The organism is Pseudomonas sp. G(2018), from assembly GCF_005502415.1.
Lineage (GTDB): Bacteria > Pseudomonadota > Gammaproteobacteria > Pseudomonadales > Pseudomonadaceae > Aquipseudomonas.
In genome coordinates this window covers 60,321-75,446 of the sequence record NZ_SCOO01000032.1, presented here as the reverse complement: position 1 = coordinate 75,446, position 15,126 = coordinate 60,321, and the positions used below count along the sequence as shown (strand labels likewise).

The following is a 15,126-nucleotide window of genomic DNA, read 5'->3' as shown; positions in this document are numbered from 1 at the left end:
GAATGGGGGTGTGGGGCTTGGGGTCGATGTACTGAGCATTCAAACGAAGACGGCTTGTTGGGCATGTGTTTGACCGGGCCTGGGCCAGCCACGATAACGCCATGCCTATGGGCGTGCTACTGCACGGATTTATAGAGCCAATGTTTACACTATCGCTACGCCGGCATATTGGCGTTTTGACGTTGTAGGGAAGGTCTTGTATTTCTTATCCGATTGCGTTCTTCCATCGCAGTTACACGGTTAAGTGCAGCTTGAAGTTCAGCCGCTTCCTGTTGACGGATCAAGTCTTGTCGTTGGATATCCAGCAGCCGTTGACGCTTTGCCGGACTTTGAATTGATAAACGTAGACGCCACCCGGTTCGATGCCTTTGAAGCTCAGCCCCGGCACGCCGTCCATGTTGGCGGGCAGCAGGATGCCATGCCAGTGAATGGAGGTGCTGTCTTTGAGCCGGTTCTTCACCCGCAGCGTCACCGTGTCGCCTTCACGCCAGCGCAGGAGCGGGCCGGCTGCCGTTGATGGTCATTGCGGTGCGCGGGTTGCGGGTGAAGTTGACCGGGGTTTCGCCGATGAACAGCTCGAAATCGCTGCCGGCCAGCACCTGCGGTTCGCCGGGGCTGGTGATCGCCCAGACCGGCGTCGCCATAACCCGAGGCCGCCCAGCAGCCCGCCCGCGGCCAGCCCCTTGACGAAGGTGCGTCTTGAAGTGTTGGAGTGCATGCCGTTTTTCCCGTCAGCCTGGTGAACGTGTCGACGAGGCTAACGGGCGGTGCCTTTCAGCAGGCTGAGGCGAAGATTACAGTTTTGACAGCTTGGCCTGCAGGTTTACTGGCGTTTGGTGGCTTTGTCCGATGACGCTACCGTCCCGCTGCCACAATTGATATAGGAAGAAGACTTCAGCCAGCGTTGATCCGGGTAGTAGGAAAACAGCAACTGACCATCCTTCATCGAGTCGATCAGCCTGCGCGCAATGGCGGGTCGGACTGCCGGGCAACCGAGGCTTCTGCCGATGCGACCGTTGGCGCGTGCCAGGACCGGACTGACGTACGGTGCGCCATGAATGACGATTGCCCGATCAAAGGCGTTATCGTTGAAGCCGGGCTCCAGGCCTTCCATGCGCAATGAGTAGCCGTTTTGGCCGCGATAGCTTTCCTGCGTGCGGAACAGGCCGAGGCTGGTGGCGAAGCTTTCATTCTGGTTGGAGAACTGGGTGGCCATGTTTTCGCCGCTGTTGCGGCCATGGGCGACGAGCTCCTGGAACAGCAATTTGCGCTTTTTCAGGTCGAACACCCACAACCGTTGTTCGGTTGAAGGCAGGGAGTAATCGATCACTGCTAGTCTCTGTGCCGGGGCTGAGCCTTGGGCGCGGGTGCATTGGGTGGCACGTACCGCCAGGGCGATGACTTTTGCATTGGCGTTTGGAGCAGCTTTGGCCAGCGCCACTTCAAGCGAATCGGCGTAGGCTGGTAGGTAGGCCGACGTCAACAGCAGGGCTGTGAGCAGAAAGCCAAAGCGTTGTATCGGCATAAGGTAAGTCTCATCAGGAATATGTCGAGTCTAGCAGCGAGTGGAACGCTAGCCTTTGATTTGCGGGAGATTAAGGATTATCCATGGTGCAATTAACAAGGTTATTCGTCATAAGCCGCGCATTTTTTATGGTCTTTCTGATCAGCGGCACGGCATTTGGTGAAATTTCGCCGATCGTGCCGGTAACTCCGGAAACCAGTGTGGTGTCGGCGGCGCCTGATGATGTCGTGGGTCAAGCGATCCAGGCGGTGCTGGAACCCCTGCAATCGGCATTCCCGCCGTTGCTCACTTCACGCAAGCATCAGCGCGCGGACATCAACCGCGTGGTCCTGGATTTCTATTCCCACCGCAACTATCGCGCCGCCTGGACGAACGGACGCGATGTCGCCCAATTGCTCAAAAGTCTGGATGAGACTGAAATCGATGGCTTGAACCCCGCGGATTACCGGAGTGCCGAATTGGTCCAGGCGCAACTGGCGATGCAGGCCACCGCGCCAACGCCAGCGCAGTTGGCGGCTTACGATATCGGGCTGACCCGCACCTACATCACCGCGTTGCTGCAATTGCGGCGTGGCAAGGTCGACCCGTCACGGCTGGATTTTCATTGGAACTTCGACCCCGAGGGGGTTGATCCCCGTGAGGATGTGAACAGTTTCTTTGCTGCCCTCGACGATCACGAAGTGGCTCGCGCGTTCGCTCAAGCGCCGCCGCAAGAGGCGGTTTATCGCAGCATGCGCGCAGCGCTGGCGCACTTGCGTCAGATTCGGGATGCCGGTGGTTGGCCGAAGGTCGCCGAGGGGCAGTCGCTCAAACCGGGGATGGACGGCGCGGCAGTTGCACAGCTGCGTGCCCGCCTGGTGGCCGGTGGTTATCTGGAGCCGACCAAGGGCAAACGCAGCGATTACGACGACAAAGTCATTGCGGCGGTGAAGAAGTATCAGGCCGAGCAGTATCTGGGCGCGGACGGCGTGGCAGGGGCGGCGACCCTGGCGGCACTGAATGTGTCGGTCGAGGCACGGATCGATCAGGTCCGGGTGAACATGGAGCGGGCGCGGTGGTTGCTGTACAAGCTGCAGGGCACTTTTGTCGTCGTGGACATCGCCGGGTACAAGGTTGCGCTGTATCGCGACGGCCAGCCGATCTGGCGTTCCAGGGTACAGGTCGGCAAGCCGTTTCGCAGTACGCCGGTGTTTCAATCCGAGATTACTTACGTCACATTCAACCCCACCTGGACCGTGCCGCCGACGATTCTGGTCAAGGATATGCTGCCCAAGATTCAACAGAACCCGGATTACCTGGCGGCCAATCGGATCCGAGTCCTGGATCGGGAAGGCAACGTGCTCGATCCGTCGACCGTCGACTGGTACAACGCGCGCGGTATCACGCTGCGCCAGGATGCCGGCCCTGAGAATTCATTGGGGCAGGTGGTCATTCGTTTCCCCAACGACTATGCGATTTATCTGCACGACACACCGCATCGCGAGTTGTTCGCCAAGTCCATGCGCGCCACCAGTTCCGGATGCATCCGGGTGGAAAACCCGCTGCAGTTGGTCGAGCTGTTGTTCAACGACCCGGAGCACTGGAACAGTGAGGGCATTCAGAAGCAGTTGGCCAATGGCAGGACCGAAAACATCAGGCTCCCGGTCAAGGTGCCGGTGCTGTTGGCTTACTGGACGGTGGACCTGAGCAAAGAGGGGCGGGTGACGTTCAAACCCGATGTTTATGGCTACGACACGCCAGTACTGAAGCAGTTGAACTTGCCTTCAAAACTGCCTGCGCTGGAATTGCCACGAGCGGAAACTGCGATGGTGGTCACAGGGCAAAACCCGTAATAGACAGTGTCAGACGAGGGTGGTTTTCACTTTGACCCAAGACTGTGCGTCGTTTCTGAAAACGGGGAAACGCTCTGCGACGGCCTTTGCGCTCCGTCGCAAACTTGGGATCCGATGAAGTCAAGCGGTTGGCTCGTCGGTTGAAAACTATCACAATGAACATTGGTCACACATGATCGATCTCAATGGATAGGAAATTTGAAGATGGATGTTGCGCAGAAAAACTCGTCACGCACCGCAGGTCCACTTCAAGTGCATGACCTCGATGAGTGCCGCAACATTCAAAAAGGATCGGTGTTCATCGTTGCCTCGGGGCCGTCTGCCAAGGATTTTCCGCTGGAAAGATTTGCAGATGTTCCGATGATCACCATGAATGGCGCGATCTCGAAGTTTATCGGGACAGGCATCAAACCGTTTTTTTATGTGTGTACCGATCAGGGCTTTTCCCGGCAGCAACCTGAATTGTTTTCTCAGGCCATGCGACTCAGTGAACGGGTCGCGCTGTCGGAGGATCATGTCTGGCACACAACGGTCAAACCCTCAGGCCAGCTGTATCTACTGAGCCGGGCACCCAAGCTGTCCTGGAGCGATCTGTTCCGCAATGACAACGAACTTGTCAGAAGCCGCAAGCTCGGCACTGGCCGTAATCGGAGCCTGGGTTTCAGCAAGAATCTAAAGCGCGGTTTTTTCGACGCTCGCACAGTGGCTTATCTGGCATTACAGCTTGCCTATCACCTGGGGTTTACCAAGGTGTTTCTGGTGGGTGTGGACTTGAATCAATCAGCGAATCGCTTCTATGAAGCGCCGGGGGTGTTTGCTTCCCCCTGCCGGCTTGATGAGCACTTCTATACGAGAATTTTGCCGTCATTCGAGATCCTGTCGAAATACGTCATGAACAAGGATTTTCAAGTCTATAACCTGTCCGATGTCTCCCGAATTCCTGAGGAGTTGGTGGCTCGGGTGTCGCTGGATGAACTGGACAAGCGGGTCTGACGGAAATCCTTGACCCATGGAAACGGGCGCTTTTGAAGCGCCCGTTTTTTGTTTGTGAATCCGTATTGCTCAACCGGTCTCACGACCAGCGCAGCCCTGCAACACTCACCACAATCATCCCCAGCCAGACCACCCGCCAGAAAGACACCGAATCGCCGAGCCAGTACATGCCGACCAATGCCGTACCGGCAGCACCTATGCCGGTCCACACGGCGTACGCTGTGCCAATGGGCAGTTGGCGCAGCGCCAGGGTCAACAACGTCAGGCTCCCCGCCAAAGCCACGAACGTGCCGAGTAACAACCAGGGTCTTTGCAAGCCGCTGGCGGATTTCAAGCCTATCGCGAACACAATCTCCAGAAGGCCTGCCAGAAATAGCAGGCCCCAGGAATAACCGTAAGTCATGGATGCCTCGATGGATCAGTTGGACAACAGTTTTCCGTTGAACAGGATTTTCAATGTCTTCACGGTCAGTACCGCCAAGGCAATGGTCAGGAAGGCCAGAATCAAATAGGCCACGGCACTGAGGACGATGCTGTCTTGTGCGTAGGCGTATTTCAACGCGGCATTGCTCAGCGCGGCGATGGGGAAGCTGATGGCCCACCAGGCAGGCGAGAAGGGCACGTCTTTGCGAAACACTTTGAAGGCCAGCACGGCAAACAGAAACAGACCGAAGTAGAACAGCAGGCTGGCGAAGTGATCGATCACCCCGAAGAAGTTGGTGTAGGCCAGGAAGCCGACTTCAAAAGGCGCGATCAGAATCATCAGCGAAGGCGTCATGCCTTTGGCCATGGCGGGCTCGTGAACCAGTCGTGCGAAAATCCGGGTGAAGAACATCAGCGCCAACACGGTGCCGACGGCAATGGCGAACACGTTGAATTCATAAGCCCAGGCCATGGGCATTTGCGCACCGGCCACGGCGATGTCGAGGGTGGCGACACCGGGGATCAACCACGCAGGAACGGCATGCTGCGCGTCCTGGTTACCCGACAGCAACCGCGATACCACCACACCACCCAGCACCACGGTCAACAGGCTGCCAATGACCCAAAGCACCTGACTCAACACCGCGCTGTAGGGGGCAGATACAGCAGACAGCAGTAACAGGCCAATGGTGACGGTACCGAAAAAGTTGCCGAACACAGGGTGGTTGAATTCCGCTTTCACCACTTCGGGGTGCTTGATCCATTTGGTGAGGTAGCCCAATACCAGCAGGGCGAAGACCAGTCCGGCAAACAGGCCGATTCCGTCGGCGATCACACTGGCCTGAGCGGTGTGTTGGCTGACCAGGCGCCAAGCCAGGCTGAGGCCTGCAAGCCCCATCACGGAGCCGAACAGGTTGATGGGGAGGTTTTTGATCGACGTCGATTTTGTGACTGAATCGAGGGCGACGGCAGGGGGCATATTCAAGGCAGTCATGGCGGTCTCCGGTTGACTGAATTAATCGTCATGGGTAGTTTCTGCCAATATTCATCTGGCTTGAAGCGTCTTGAAACGACGTTTTCAGCCATTAACATTACGAGGACAGACACCATGCGCATCGCCTTGCTGGCATTCCCTCGGGTACAGATGCTGGACATCGTCGGGCCAGCGGATGTATTTGCCGAAGCCGCCCGGCAACTGGGCAAGCCACGGGCCTATCAAGTCTCGGTGATCGGCACCGAGACCGGGCCGATCAAGGGCACCAGCGGTTTACGCCTGGCGCTGGACGGCACCATCGATACGTTCAAAGGCCCGATTGATACGCTGCTGATTGCCGGCAGCCCTGCGGTCAGCGAGGTCGCGCAAAACCTGCAGTTACAAGCCTGGATACGGCTTCAGGCGACCAAGGTGCGGCGCATCGGCTCGGTGTGCAGCGGTGCCTTTGTGCTGGCGGCGGCCGGTCTGCTGCAAGGGCGGCGCGTGACCACTCACTGGAATTCCAGCGCGCTGCTGGCCAAGGAATTTCCAGAGACCATTGTCGAGCCGGACAGCATTTTCATCCGCGACGGCAATGTCTACACCTCGGCCGGTGTTACGGCGGGCATGGACCTGGCGCTGGCCATGGTCGAAGAGGATCACGGCCGTGAATTGGCGCTGAGCATCGCCCGGGAAATGGTCATGTACTTCAAGCGCCCGGGCGGGCAGTCGCAGTTCAGTGCGCAGTTGGCGGCACAAACGGCAGAGCGCACGGTCATTCGCCAAATCCAGGGTTACATCGTCGAAAATCTGAAGGCCGATTTGAGCGTGCCGACCCTGGCCGAGCGGTCGGGCATGAGTGAGCGCAACTTTGCCCGGGTGTTCAAGGCCGAAGGCGGATTCACGCCGGCGGAGTTCGTCGAACTGGCCCGCATCGACGAGGCCCGGCGCTTGATCGAAGGCGCAGACGTCTCCCTCAAGCGCCTGGCCGATCAGGTGGGCTATGCCAATATCGATGGGTTCAGGCGCGCATTTGTTCGGCGCCTGGGGATCAGCCCCAGTGACTATCGGAAGCGATTTTTATAAAGCGGGGCTTTGCAGCTCCACCCGCAGAAACTCCACCAGCGCCCGCTGCAATCCGCTCAGTGCGCCTTCGCGACTGATCAGCGCCAATTCTGTCGGCGGCAGCGCCGGCAGGTCGGTGCACACGCTGTGCTCGGGCAGCACCGCCGAAGCAGGCAACACCGAAATGCCCAGCCCGCAGGCCACGGCGGCTTGAATCCCGGTCAGGCTGTGGCTGCCGAATGCGATACGCCAGGGCCGTTGCGCCACGTCCAGCAGACGGATGGCCCGTTGGCGATAGATGCACCCTTGAGGAAACAGCGCCAGTGGCAACATGCCGTTGGCCGGGTCTGCCTGCGCACCTTTGACCCACACCAACGTTTCCGGCCAGGCGGCCCAGCACGGGCCGCTGTCCGGCTCACGCTTGACCAAGGCAATGTCGATGTCACCGCTGGCGAGTTTGTTTTTGAGATCGGTACTCATGCCGCTGAGGGTCTCCAGGCGTGCCTGGGGTTTTTCGCGGTTGAACCCGGCGAGAATCATCGCCATGCGCCGGGCATCGAAATCTTCCGGCACGCCGATGCGAAGGATCTCCAGATCCACGTCGCTGGCCAGCGCTTCCACGGCCTCTGACGACAGCGTCAGCAAACGCCGCGCATAGTGAATCAGCATTTCGCCATGCTCGGTGACACTGATGTTTTGCCCGGTGCGATCGCGCAGCAGCAATGAATGCCCGACCAGCTCTTCGAGTTTGCGCACCTGTTGGCTCACGGTGGATTGAGTTCGGTGTACGCGCTCGGCCGCGCGGGTGAAACTACCTTCGTCCACTACGCAGACGAACGTCTTGAGCAGTTCGAGATCGAGCATGACGGCCTCCGTTGATATTTGTTTTGTAACTGACGATTAAGTGTTTATTTAATTTCACACTATCACTGCTCGCACTTAATCTGAACCCCACACTTCAGAGGATGCTGCCATGACACTGCAAAACACCCTGCGCCCCGAATGGCTGACCTTCGATTGCTACGGCACGCTGATTCAATGGGATGAAGGCTTGCAAGCCGTGGTGGCCGAGATTTTGCGCGACAAAGGCAACCACGCTGTCGATGTCGATAACCTGATCGAGGTCTATGACCGGCACGAACATCGACTGGAGCAGATTCCGCCGCATCGCTCGTTCCGCCAATTGAGTACGCTTGGGTTGCAACTGGCGCTGGAGGAATTGAACCTGGCGAGTGCGCCCGAGGACAGTCAACGCCTGGCCGGGGCGATTCCGCGGATGCCGCCGTTTCCCGAGGTGGTCGCGACCCTGGCGCAACTCAAGGCGATGGGGTTCAAGTTGTGCATCGTGTCCAATACCGACGACGACATCATTGCCGGCAACGTCGCGCAACTCGGCGGGCACATCGACCGGGTCATCACCGCCCAGCAGGCCGGCGCCTACAAGCCCAATCCCAGGCTGTTCGACTACGCGCACGAACAACTGGGTGTCACCCGCGAGCAAGTGGTGCATATCTGCGCCAGCCCTACACTGGATCACACCGCCGCCCGGGACATGCACTTTCGTTGCGTATGGATCGACCGTGGCACCGGTCGGCAGTTGCTGCCGGACTATCGACCCGATGCGATATTGAACACCCTGGATCAGGTCGTGCCCTTGTTCACATCCCTTGGCTGGTAACCCACGGAGTCAGCGCCATGGCCCATACGCTTGCAGGCAGTTCCCGTTTCTCGAATTACACCGGCCTCGATCTGGATGCACCGGCCGTCATCACCGCCCGCACGGAGTTGGCCGCGTGCTTTCAACTGGCGGCGCGTCATGGTCTGGAGGAGGGCATCTGCAATCATTTCTCCGCCATGGTGCCGGGGCGCGATGATCTGTTTTTCGTCAATCCCTACGGCTACGCCTTCGAAGAAGTCACGGCTGACAAGCTGCTGGTCTGTGATTTCCACGGCCATGTGGTGGACGGCGAGGGTCAGCCGGAAGCGACGGCGTTTTACATTCATGCGCGGCTGCACCAACAGTTGCCACGGGTGAAAGTAGCGTTCCACACGCACATGCCGCACGCCACCGCGTTGTGCCTGCTGCAAGGTCCACCCCTGTTGTGGCTTGGCCAGACGGCCCTGAAGTTTTACGGCCGCACGGCGGTGGATGAGCACTACAACGGCCTGGCCCTGGATGAATCCGAAGGCGACCGCATTGCCAGTGTCATGGGTAATGCCGACATCCTGTTTTTGAAGAATCACGGGGTGATCGTCGCCGGGGCCACCATCGCCGAAGCCTGGGATGATCTGTACTACCTGGAGCGCGCCGCCCAAGTGCAATTGATGGCCATGGCAACCCAGCGGGAACTCCTGCCGGTGCCCCACGAAATCGCCCAACGCGCCTATGAGCAGATGCGCATGGGCGACGCTGAAAGTGCGCGGGCGCATTTGCACAGTGCGATGCGGCGGTTGCAGCGCTCTGCTTGATGCGCGATGGGCTGAAGGGGCTCTGGGGGCGGAAGCACTTGATATGCGGCTCCCATTTATCCCCGATAACCCCGTAGACTACGCGCACAAAAAATGAGGGCTTTTGGGCCGGTGCCCATGCGTTGCCCTTGAAGGATGAGCTTTTTTGCCCACGCGCTTTCACGACCAGCACCACGCCCCCAACGTTGCATCAAAACGCGTACCGCTGCGCAAGGCAGCGGTATTGTTTATTGCCACGGTATGTCTGTGCCTGTGTGCTTTGCTGTATCTGCAACTGGAGCAATCCCGCCGTCATGACCTGAGCCAGGCCCAGGTCGCCTCCTCGAATCTGACGCGGGCGATGGCGCAGCAGGCCGAAGACACGTTCATGAAAGCCGATTTGGTGTTGACCAGTTTGGTGGACTGGATTCAGGTCGACGGTTTCGGTCCAACCTTGAGACCCCGCTTGCAGAAAACCTTCGCCCGGCGCGTGCAGGCATTGGACCAGTTGCATGGCATCCTGCTGTTCGACCAGAAGGGCCAGTGGGTCGTGACTTCATTTGAGAGTCTGCCCCGCGGCCCTGGCGTGGCGGATCGCGAATACTTCAAGTTTCACCAGCAGAACGTGTCGTCCATGGCGCACATCGGCCCGGCCATTCGCAGCCGGGAAAATGGCGAGTGGATCATTCCGGTTTCCAAACGGGTGAACGACAGGAACGGCCAGTTCCAGGGCGTGTTGCTGGCCGGAATCAAGATGTCGTACTTCGACCAGTTCTTCAAAAGCTTCAACATCGACGACAACGGTTCGATGTTCGTGGCGTTGACCGATGGAACGCTGCTGGCGCGCCGGCCGTTCGTGGAGTCGCAGATCGGCACATCCTTGGCGCGAAGTGAAATCTTTCAGAAACTCCTGCCCCAGGCACCCTCCGGCAACGCGATGTTCACCTCGTTGGTGGATGGCGTCGTTCGCCTGTTTGGCTACCGTCAGCTGGAGGCTTACCCGCTGGTGGTTTCGGCGGCTTCTTCCAGGGATTCGATTCTGGCGGGTTGGTACGACACAGCGTTTCGTTCCAGCGCCATTGTCGCGCTGGTCATGCTCGGCGTAGGTCTGTTCGGTTGGGTATTCATCCGGCAAGTGCGTGTCGGTGAGCGGGTCGAGGCGGATTTGCGCAAGGCCCAGCAAGCACTTGAACTGATTGCCACCCACGACAGCCTGACTGGTCTGGGCAATCGCCGATTGTTCGAGCGGGCGCTGGACATCGAGTTCGGGCGCGGCGCGCGCCAGCACACTTCACTGAGCCTGATCATGCTCGATATCGATTACTTCAAGTGCTACAACGACACGTACGGCCATGTGGTGGGCGATCATTGCCTGGCCGAAGTGGCGCGAGCGGTGAAAAGGTGCTGCCATCGCAAGGCCGATCTGGCGGTGCGCTACGGCGGCGAAGAGTTTGCGGTGTTGCTGCCCGACACCGACATCCACGGCGCCATGACCATAGCCGAACAAATCCGCCGCAGTGTCATGGACAAGAACATCAGCCACACCGGTTCGCCCATGGGTTATGTGACGGTCAGCCTCGGTTGCTATTCGTTTGTACCGACCGGGCAAGACAACATGGATGTGTTCGTCCAGCGGGCGGATGCGGCGTTGTATCAGGCCAAGCATTCGGGGCGCAATCGCTCGGCCGTGCTGTCGATGGAGGGCGGTGTCGAGGCGCTGATGCGTTCGGATCGTTGAAGCGCTGCCCTGTTGTTTCACCCGCGCAACACCTGGCGAACCGGTTGTCCGCCTGTCAGTTCCCGTTCATTTGATCGTCTAGAGTTCCGTTAGCTCTGCCAAATCCGGCAGGTCTCCCTAACGCATGGACGATCGCCAACATGTTGATAACCCAAGCATTGACAGCCGTTGCTCTCACCCTTGCAGCCTGCGCTATCTTTCCACTGGTCAGTCACGCGCAATCGAAAGTCACACCCGAGGAAGCTCACGCCATTGGCGTGGAAGCCTACGTTTATTTCTATCCGCTGCTGACCATGGACATCACGCGCAAACAGTTCACCAACATCGAACCGGGCAAGGAGTTCGGTAAAGGTCCGATGAACATGTTTGTCAGCGTGCCGCAGTATCCGCCGGCAGATTTCAAAGGCGTGGTGCGTGCGAATTTCGACACCTTGTATTCCATTGCCTGGCTCGACTTGACCAAGGAGCCGCTGGTGATCGCGGCGCCGGACACCGCCGGACGTTTCTATCTGCTGCCCATGCTCGACATGTGGAGCGACGTCTTCGCCTCGCCCGGCTGGCGCACCACCGGTACCGACGCCGCGCAGTTTCTGGTCACGCCGCCGGGCTGGACCGGTACGGTACCTGCCGGGTTGAATCATCTGCCGGCGCCGACGCCTTTTGTCTGGGTCATCGGTCGCACCAAGACTGACGGCGCAGCGGACTACGCGGCGGTGCACAAGATTCAGGCGGGCTACACCGTGACACCGCTGTCACGACTGGGCAAAAGCGAGGAACCGGTCAGCGTCAAGATCGACTCGGCCGTGGACATGAAGACCCCGCCGAAAATCCAGGTCGACTCGCTGTCAGCAGCCCGGTACTTCGCGTATGCCGCCGAATTGCTCAAAGTGCATCCGGCCCACAGCACCGACCAACCGATGCTGGCGCAGGTCAAGCGGATCGGCATCGAACCCGGCAAGCCGTTCGACCTGGATGCCCTGGATCCTGACATCAAGGCAGCGCTGCAAACCGTGCCGCAAGAGGCGCAGGCACTGATGAAATGGAAAGTGGAAACCCTGGCACGGGTGGTCAATGGTTGGTCGATGAACACCGATACCATGGGCGTGTATGGCAACTACTATCTCAAGCGCGCAATCGTTGCCCAGGTAGGGCTTGGCGCCAACCTGCCCGAGGATGCGATCTATCCGTTGAACATGGGCGATGAAAACGGCAAGGCCCTCGATGGTGCGAACAAGTATGTGCTGCATTTCCCCAAGGGTGAGGCGCCACCGGTGAACGCGTTTTGGTCGATCACGCTGTACGACCCCGAAGGCTTTCAAGTCGGCAATGAACTAAACCGATTTGCGGTCAGCAGCTGGATGCCGTTCAAGAGCAACGCCGATGGGTCGCTGGACCTCTATTTCCAGAATGAAAGTCCCGGCAAGGAGCTTGAAGCCAACTGGCTGCCGGCCCCCAAAGGACCGTTCAACCTGACCATGCGCCTGTACGGGCCGAAGGCTGAGGCGTTGAACGGCAAGTGGAACCCGCCGCCGGTCAAGCAGTTGTAGGTACGGCGCTATAGAAGCAGCCGATGAGTTACCACCATCGGCTGCCTTTGCGCGTTCAGCTGCCCGTCCCGCCGCCGTCACCGGCATTACCGCCGGAGGGGGAGGAGGGCGTGTTGTCAGGGGGCATGACCGGGCCGCTGGTTGGAATGGTGTGGGTCGAAAAAATTCCTGGTCTGCCGATCACCCAGTGGGAGATTCTATGTTGCAGGGGAATCCTGCAGCTTTAAATTTGGCTGGTATTCGCTCTGATTTTTCATGAGGGCGAACGCCACCCGGCAGAGCTTGCGGGCGCAGGGTGATTCGGCTGCCTTGCAGGGTGGTGTCCATCATCCAGGGTTTTCTCGGCAGACATTGGACGTCTATTACGCCGTACAGGCGACGGCTGACGCAACCACCGACAGGCATCGAGGTCACAATCTGCAGACCCAGCCAACTGGAACGGCGGCCATGAAAAAATTGCGGATCGCGACCTTCAACGTCAACGGCATGCGTGCCCGATTACCAAACCTGCTGGCCTGGCTTGAGCGCGAGCGGCCGGATATCGCCTGTTTGCAGGAACTCAAGTCGGTGGACAGCGCCTTTCCCGCCGCCGAGCTTGAAGCCGTCGGCTACGGTGCGATATGGCAGGGCCAGGCGTCGTGGAACGGGGTGGCGATTCTGGCGCGGGATGCCCAGCCGCTGGAAAGTCGACGAGGGTTGCCGGGCGATGAGGGCGACACTCACAGTCGGTACCTGGAAGCCGCCGTTCATGGGGTGCTGGTGGGTTGTCTGTACCTGCCCAATGGCAACCCGCAACCCGGACCGAAATTCGATTACAAGCTGGCGTGGTTCGAGCGGCTGATCCGCTACGCGCAGGCGCTGCAAAGCAGCGAACATCCCGTGGTGCTGGCCGGTGACTACAACGTGGTGCCCACCGATCTGGACATCTATAACCCGCGCTCCTGGCTCAAGGACGCCTTGCTGCAACCGGAAAGTCGTGCGTGTTACCAGCGGCTTCTGGATCAGGGCTGGACCGATTCCTTGCGACATCTGTACCCGGAGGATCGGCTCTACACCTTCTGGGATTATTTTCGCCAGCACTGGCAGAAGAACTCCGGGTTGCGCATTGATCATCTGCTGCTCAATCCGGCGTTGAGGCCTTACCTGCTGGACGCTGGCGTCGATGCCTGGGTGCGCAACGAACCCCATGCCAGCGATCATGCGCCGGCCTGGATTCAACTGGACTCGCGCAAGCGCCGCTGATTTCTTCGGTAGGGCGATTGGCTAAATCAATTGTCGGCGGCGATGGTTCATCCCTTATACATAGCGCCCAGTGTCGGACAAAAGGACTGAACGATGAGCGAACCACGCCTGACGAACCTTGCGCTGTACCTGCAACGGCTGGGTTTTGAGACGCCCCCGGCGCCGACCCTGGAGACCTTGCGACTGCTTCAATGGCGTCACACCGGCGCTTTTCCGTTTGAAAACCTCACCACGCTATCGGGGGAGCCGGTGCTGATCGACTTGCCTTCGATAGAACGCAAGGTCCTGCACGAAGGGCGCGGTGGGTACTGTTACGAACTCAACCATCTGTTCCTGGCCTTGCTTCAAGCGTTGGGTTTCGACGCGCGTGGCATCAGCGGTCGCGTGGTCATGGGCCAGCCCGAAGGCGCATGGACGGCCCGCACCCATCGCCTGAGCCTGGTGACGCTCGACGGCGTGCGCTACATCACCGACGTCGGCTTCGGCGGCATGGTGCCCACCGCGCCATTATTGCTCGATAGTTCGGTTGAGCAGGCCACTCCCCACGAGCCCTATCGCATTGAGCAGCATGTAGATGGCTACACCCTTCGTGCCAAGGTCGGGGACGAGTGGCGAGCGATGTACATCTTCGATCTGCAACGCCAGGATGACATCGATTACACCGTCGGCAACTGGTATGTCTCGACCCATCCGGAATCATCCTTCACCAGACAACTGATGGTGGCGCGGACCGGGGAAGGGTGGCGGCGTACGCTCAACAATGGCAGTTTCGTGATCCATCGAATGGGTCAGGACAGCGAGCGCCGGCAAGTGGCCAGCGTGCAGGAATTGGTTGCCCTGCTGGAAAGCGAGTTCGGTATTCGGGTACCGGTCAATGCGACATTGATGCGTACGCTCGAGCGCTTGATCGAGGTGCAATAAAAGCCTGATCGTGCACACAAAAAAGGGGCTGATTGATTCAATCTGCCCCTTTTTGCATCAAGTCAGGGCCTGGCTTCAGGCTCCATCACGCGCTGAAGCTCCCTGAGTGCTTCGGAAAGTTTTTTCTCCAGACTTTTCAGCTCGGAAGTCTTGATCCCCTTTTTCAGGTGCCCGGCAGCACCGGAATCTGCAACTTTGCCCTGTTCGGTCAGCAGGGCCCGACGCAAGGTGTTGTTGATTGCAGTCTGATAGCCATACCCCTCATTTTCGGCCAGTGTGCGTGCGGCCTCGATAACGACATCATCGAGCATGATGGTGATTCGGGTCTTGCCTTTGCTGGAGGCAACCGCCCCACGCCTGGCATGGCTGAAGTCGTACTCGTCTTTCATCGGTCAAGCCTCCAGATACTGGTGGCGCTC

The 15,126-nt window shown here is 59.0% G+C and carries 14 protein-coding genes and 1 pseudogene; 9 read left to right on the top strand and 6 right to left on the bottom strand.

Annotation, left to right across the window (positions count from 1 at the left end):
- Nucleotides 1-316: 316 nt before the first annotated feature.
- Nucleotides 317-718, bottom strand: a pseudogene (locus FFS64_RS24605) (multicopper oxidase domain-containing protein); the annotation flags it as partial.
- Between the two features lie 105 nt (nucleotides 719-823).
- Nucleotides 824-1,525, bottom strand: a complete 702-nt coding sequence (locus FFS64_RS24600) for a murein L,D-transpeptidase catalytic domain family protein (RefSeq protein WP_137807497.1) — start codon at nucleotides 1,523-1,525, stop codon at nucleotides 824-826.
- 83 nt (nucleotides 1,526-1,608) lie between these two features.
- On the opposite strand from FFS64_RS24600, the gene FFS64_RS24595 reads away from it, so the two are divergent.
- Entirely contained in the window at nucleotides 1,609-3,357 is a 1,749-nt protein-coding gene (locus FFS64_RS24595) for a murein L,D-transpeptidase (RefSeq protein WP_137807496.1), read from the top strand.
- A 204-nt stretch (nucleotides 3,358-3,561) separates the two neighbouring features.
- The gene (locus FFS64_RS24590) at nucleotides 3,562-4,350 is read left to right on the top strand and encodes a 6-hydroxymethylpterin diphosphokinase MptE-like protein (protein ID WP_137807495.1); all 789 of its coding nucleotides are present in this window, start codon (nucleotides 3,562-3,564) and stop codon (nucleotides 4,348-4,350) included.
- 79 nt (nucleotides 4,351-4,429) lie between these two features.
- On the opposite strand, the gene FFS64_RS24585 is transcribed toward FFS64_RS24590, so the two are convergent.
- Entirely contained in the window at nucleotides 4,430-4,753 is a 324-nt protein-coding gene (locus FFS64_RS24585) for a multidrug efflux SMR transporter (protein ID WP_137807494.1), read from the bottom strand.
- Nucleotides 4,754-4,768: 15 nt separating this feature from the next.
- A complete protein-coding gene (locus FFS64_RS24580) occupies nucleotides 4,769-5,767 on the bottom strand; it encodes an SLAC1 anion channel family protein (RefSeq protein WP_137807493.1) in 999 nt (332 codons plus the stop codon).
- A gap of 114 nt (nucleotides 5,768-5,881) precedes the next feature.
- Between FFS64_RS24580 and FFS64_RS24575 the strand changes: the two genes are divergently transcribed.
- Nucleotides 5,882-6,832 carry a GlxA family transcriptional regulator gene (locus FFS64_RS24575; RefSeq protein WP_137807492.1) on the top strand — a complete coding sequence of 317 codons (951 nt, stop codon included), beginning with the start codon at nucleotides 5,882-5,884 and terminating at the stop codon, nucleotides 6,830-6,832.
- Here the strand turns inward: FFS64_RS24575 and FFS64_RS24570 are convergent.
- Nucleotides 6,827-7,675 (bottom strand): LysR substrate-binding domain-containing protein, encoded by an 849-nt coding sequence (locus FFS64_RS24570; protein ID WP_137807491.1) that lies wholly within the window; start codon nucleotides 7,673-7,675, stop codon nucleotides 6,827-6,829. The two genes, FFS64_RS24575 and FFS64_RS24570, sit on opposite strands and share 6 nt — an antisense overlap.
- A gap of 109 nt (nucleotides 7,676-7,784) precedes the next feature.
- Between FFS64_RS24570 and FFS64_RS24565 the strand changes: the two genes are divergently transcribed.
- The 6 genes from FFS64_RS24565 (at nucleotide 7,785) to FFS64_RS24540 (ending at nucleotide 14,707) form a co-directional block, all read left to right on the top strand.
- Nucleotides 7,785-8,489: a haloacid dehalogenase type II gene (locus FFS64_RS24565; protein WP_137807490.1), complete on the top strand. Its 705-nt coding sequence runs from the start codon at nucleotides 7,785-7,787 to the stop codon at nucleotides 8,487-8,489.
- 17 nt (nucleotides 8,490-8,506) lie between these two features.
- Nucleotides 8,507-9,280, top strand: coding sequence for an aldolase (locus FFS64_RS24560; protein WP_137807489.1), 774 nt, complete (start codon nucleotides 8,507-8,509; stop codon nucleotides 9,278-9,280).
- A 145-nt stretch (nucleotides 9,281-9,425) separates the two neighbouring features.
- Nucleotides 9,426-10,997, top strand: a complete 1,572-nt coding sequence (locus tag FFS64_RS24555) for a GGDEF domain-containing protein (RefSeq protein WP_137807488.1) — start codon at nucleotides 9,426-9,428, stop codon at nucleotides 10,995-10,997.
- Between the two features lie 140 nt (nucleotides 10,998-11,137).
- A complete protein-coding gene (locus FFS64_RS24550; protein WP_137807487.1) occupies nucleotides 11,138-12,544 on the top strand; it encodes a DUF1254 domain-containing protein in 1,407 nt (468 codons plus the stop codon).
- A gap of 447 nt (nucleotides 12,545-12,991) precedes the next feature.
- A complete protein-coding gene (locus FFS64_RS24545) occupies nucleotides 12,992-13,786 on the top strand; it encodes an exodeoxyribonuclease III (RefSeq protein WP_137807486.1) in 795 nt (264 codons plus the stop codon).
- Between the two features lie 93 nt (nucleotides 13,787-13,879).
- A complete protein-coding gene (locus FFS64_RS24540; RefSeq protein ID WP_137807485.1) occupies nucleotides 13,880-14,707 on the top strand; it encodes an arylamine N-acetyltransferase in 828 nt (275 codons plus the stop codon).
- Between the two features lie 62 nt (nucleotides 14,708-14,769).
- Here the strand turns inward: FFS64_RS24540 and FFS64_RS24535 are convergent, their stop codons facing one another.
- Nucleotides 14,770-15,096 carry a BrnA antitoxin family protein gene (locus FFS64_RS24535; RefSeq protein WP_137807484.1) on the bottom strand — a complete coding sequence of 109 codons (327 nt, stop codon included), beginning with the start codon at nucleotides 15,094-15,096 and terminating at the stop codon, nucleotides 14,770-14,772.
- Nucleotides 15,097-15,126: the final 30 nt, after the last annotated feature.

What these genes read in the sequence shown, in the direction of transcription:
- FFS64_RS24600 (WP_137807497.1), bottom strand. Translation starts at nt 1,525, where the DNA reads ATGCCGATACAACGCTTTGGCTTTCTGCTCACAGCCCTGCTGTTGACG.
- FFS64_RS24595 (WP_137807496.1), top strand. Translation starts at nt 1,609, where the DNA reads ATGGTGCAATTAACAAGGTTATTCGTCATAAGCCGCGCATTTTTTATG.
- FFS64_RS24590 (WP_137807495.1), top strand. Translation starts at nt 3,562, where the DNA reads ATGGATGTTGCGCAGAAAAACTCGTCACGCACCGCAGGTCCACTTCAA.
- FFS64_RS24585 (WP_137807494.1), bottom strand. Translation starts at nt 4,753, where the DNA reads ATGACTTACGGTTATTCCTGGGGCCTGCTATTTCTGGCAGGCCTTCTG.
- FFS64_RS24580 (WP_137807493.1), bottom strand. Translation starts at nt 5,767, where the DNA reads ATGACTGCCTTGAATATGCCCCCTGCCGTCGCCCTCGATTCAGTCACA.
- FFS64_RS24575 (WP_137807492.1), top strand. Translation starts at nt 5,882, where the DNA reads ATGCGCATCGCCTTGCTGGCATTCCCTCGGGTACAGATGCTGGACATC.
- FFS64_RS24570 (WP_137807491.1), bottom strand. Translation starts at nt 7,675, where the DNA reads ATGCTCGATCTCGAACTGCTCAAGACGTTCGTCTGCGTAGTGGACGAA.
- FFS64_RS24565 (WP_137807490.1), top strand. Translation starts at nt 7,785, where the DNA reads ATGACACTGCAAAACACCCTGCGCCCCGAATGGCTGACCTTCGATTGC.
- FFS64_RS24560 (WP_137807489.1), top strand. Translation starts at nt 8,507, where the DNA reads ATGGCCCATACGCTTGCAGGCAGTTCCCGTTTCTCGAATTACACCGGC.
- FFS64_RS24550 (WP_137807487.1), top strand. Translation starts at nt 11,138, where the DNA reads ATGTTGATAACCCAAGCATTGACAGCCGTTGCTCTCACCCTTGCAGCC.
- FFS64_RS24545 (WP_137807486.1), top strand. Translation starts at nt 12,992, where the DNA reads ATGAAAAAATTGCGGATCGCGACCTTCAACGTCAACGGCATGCGTGCC.
- FFS64_RS24540 (WP_137807485.1), top strand. Translation starts at nt 13,880, where the DNA reads ATGAGCGAACCACGCCTGACGAACCTTGCGCTGTACCTGCAACGGCTG.
- FFS64_RS24535 (WP_137807484.1), bottom strand. Translation starts at nt 15,096, where the DNA reads ATGAAAGACGAGTACGACTTCAGCCATGCCAGGCGTGGGGCGGTTGCC.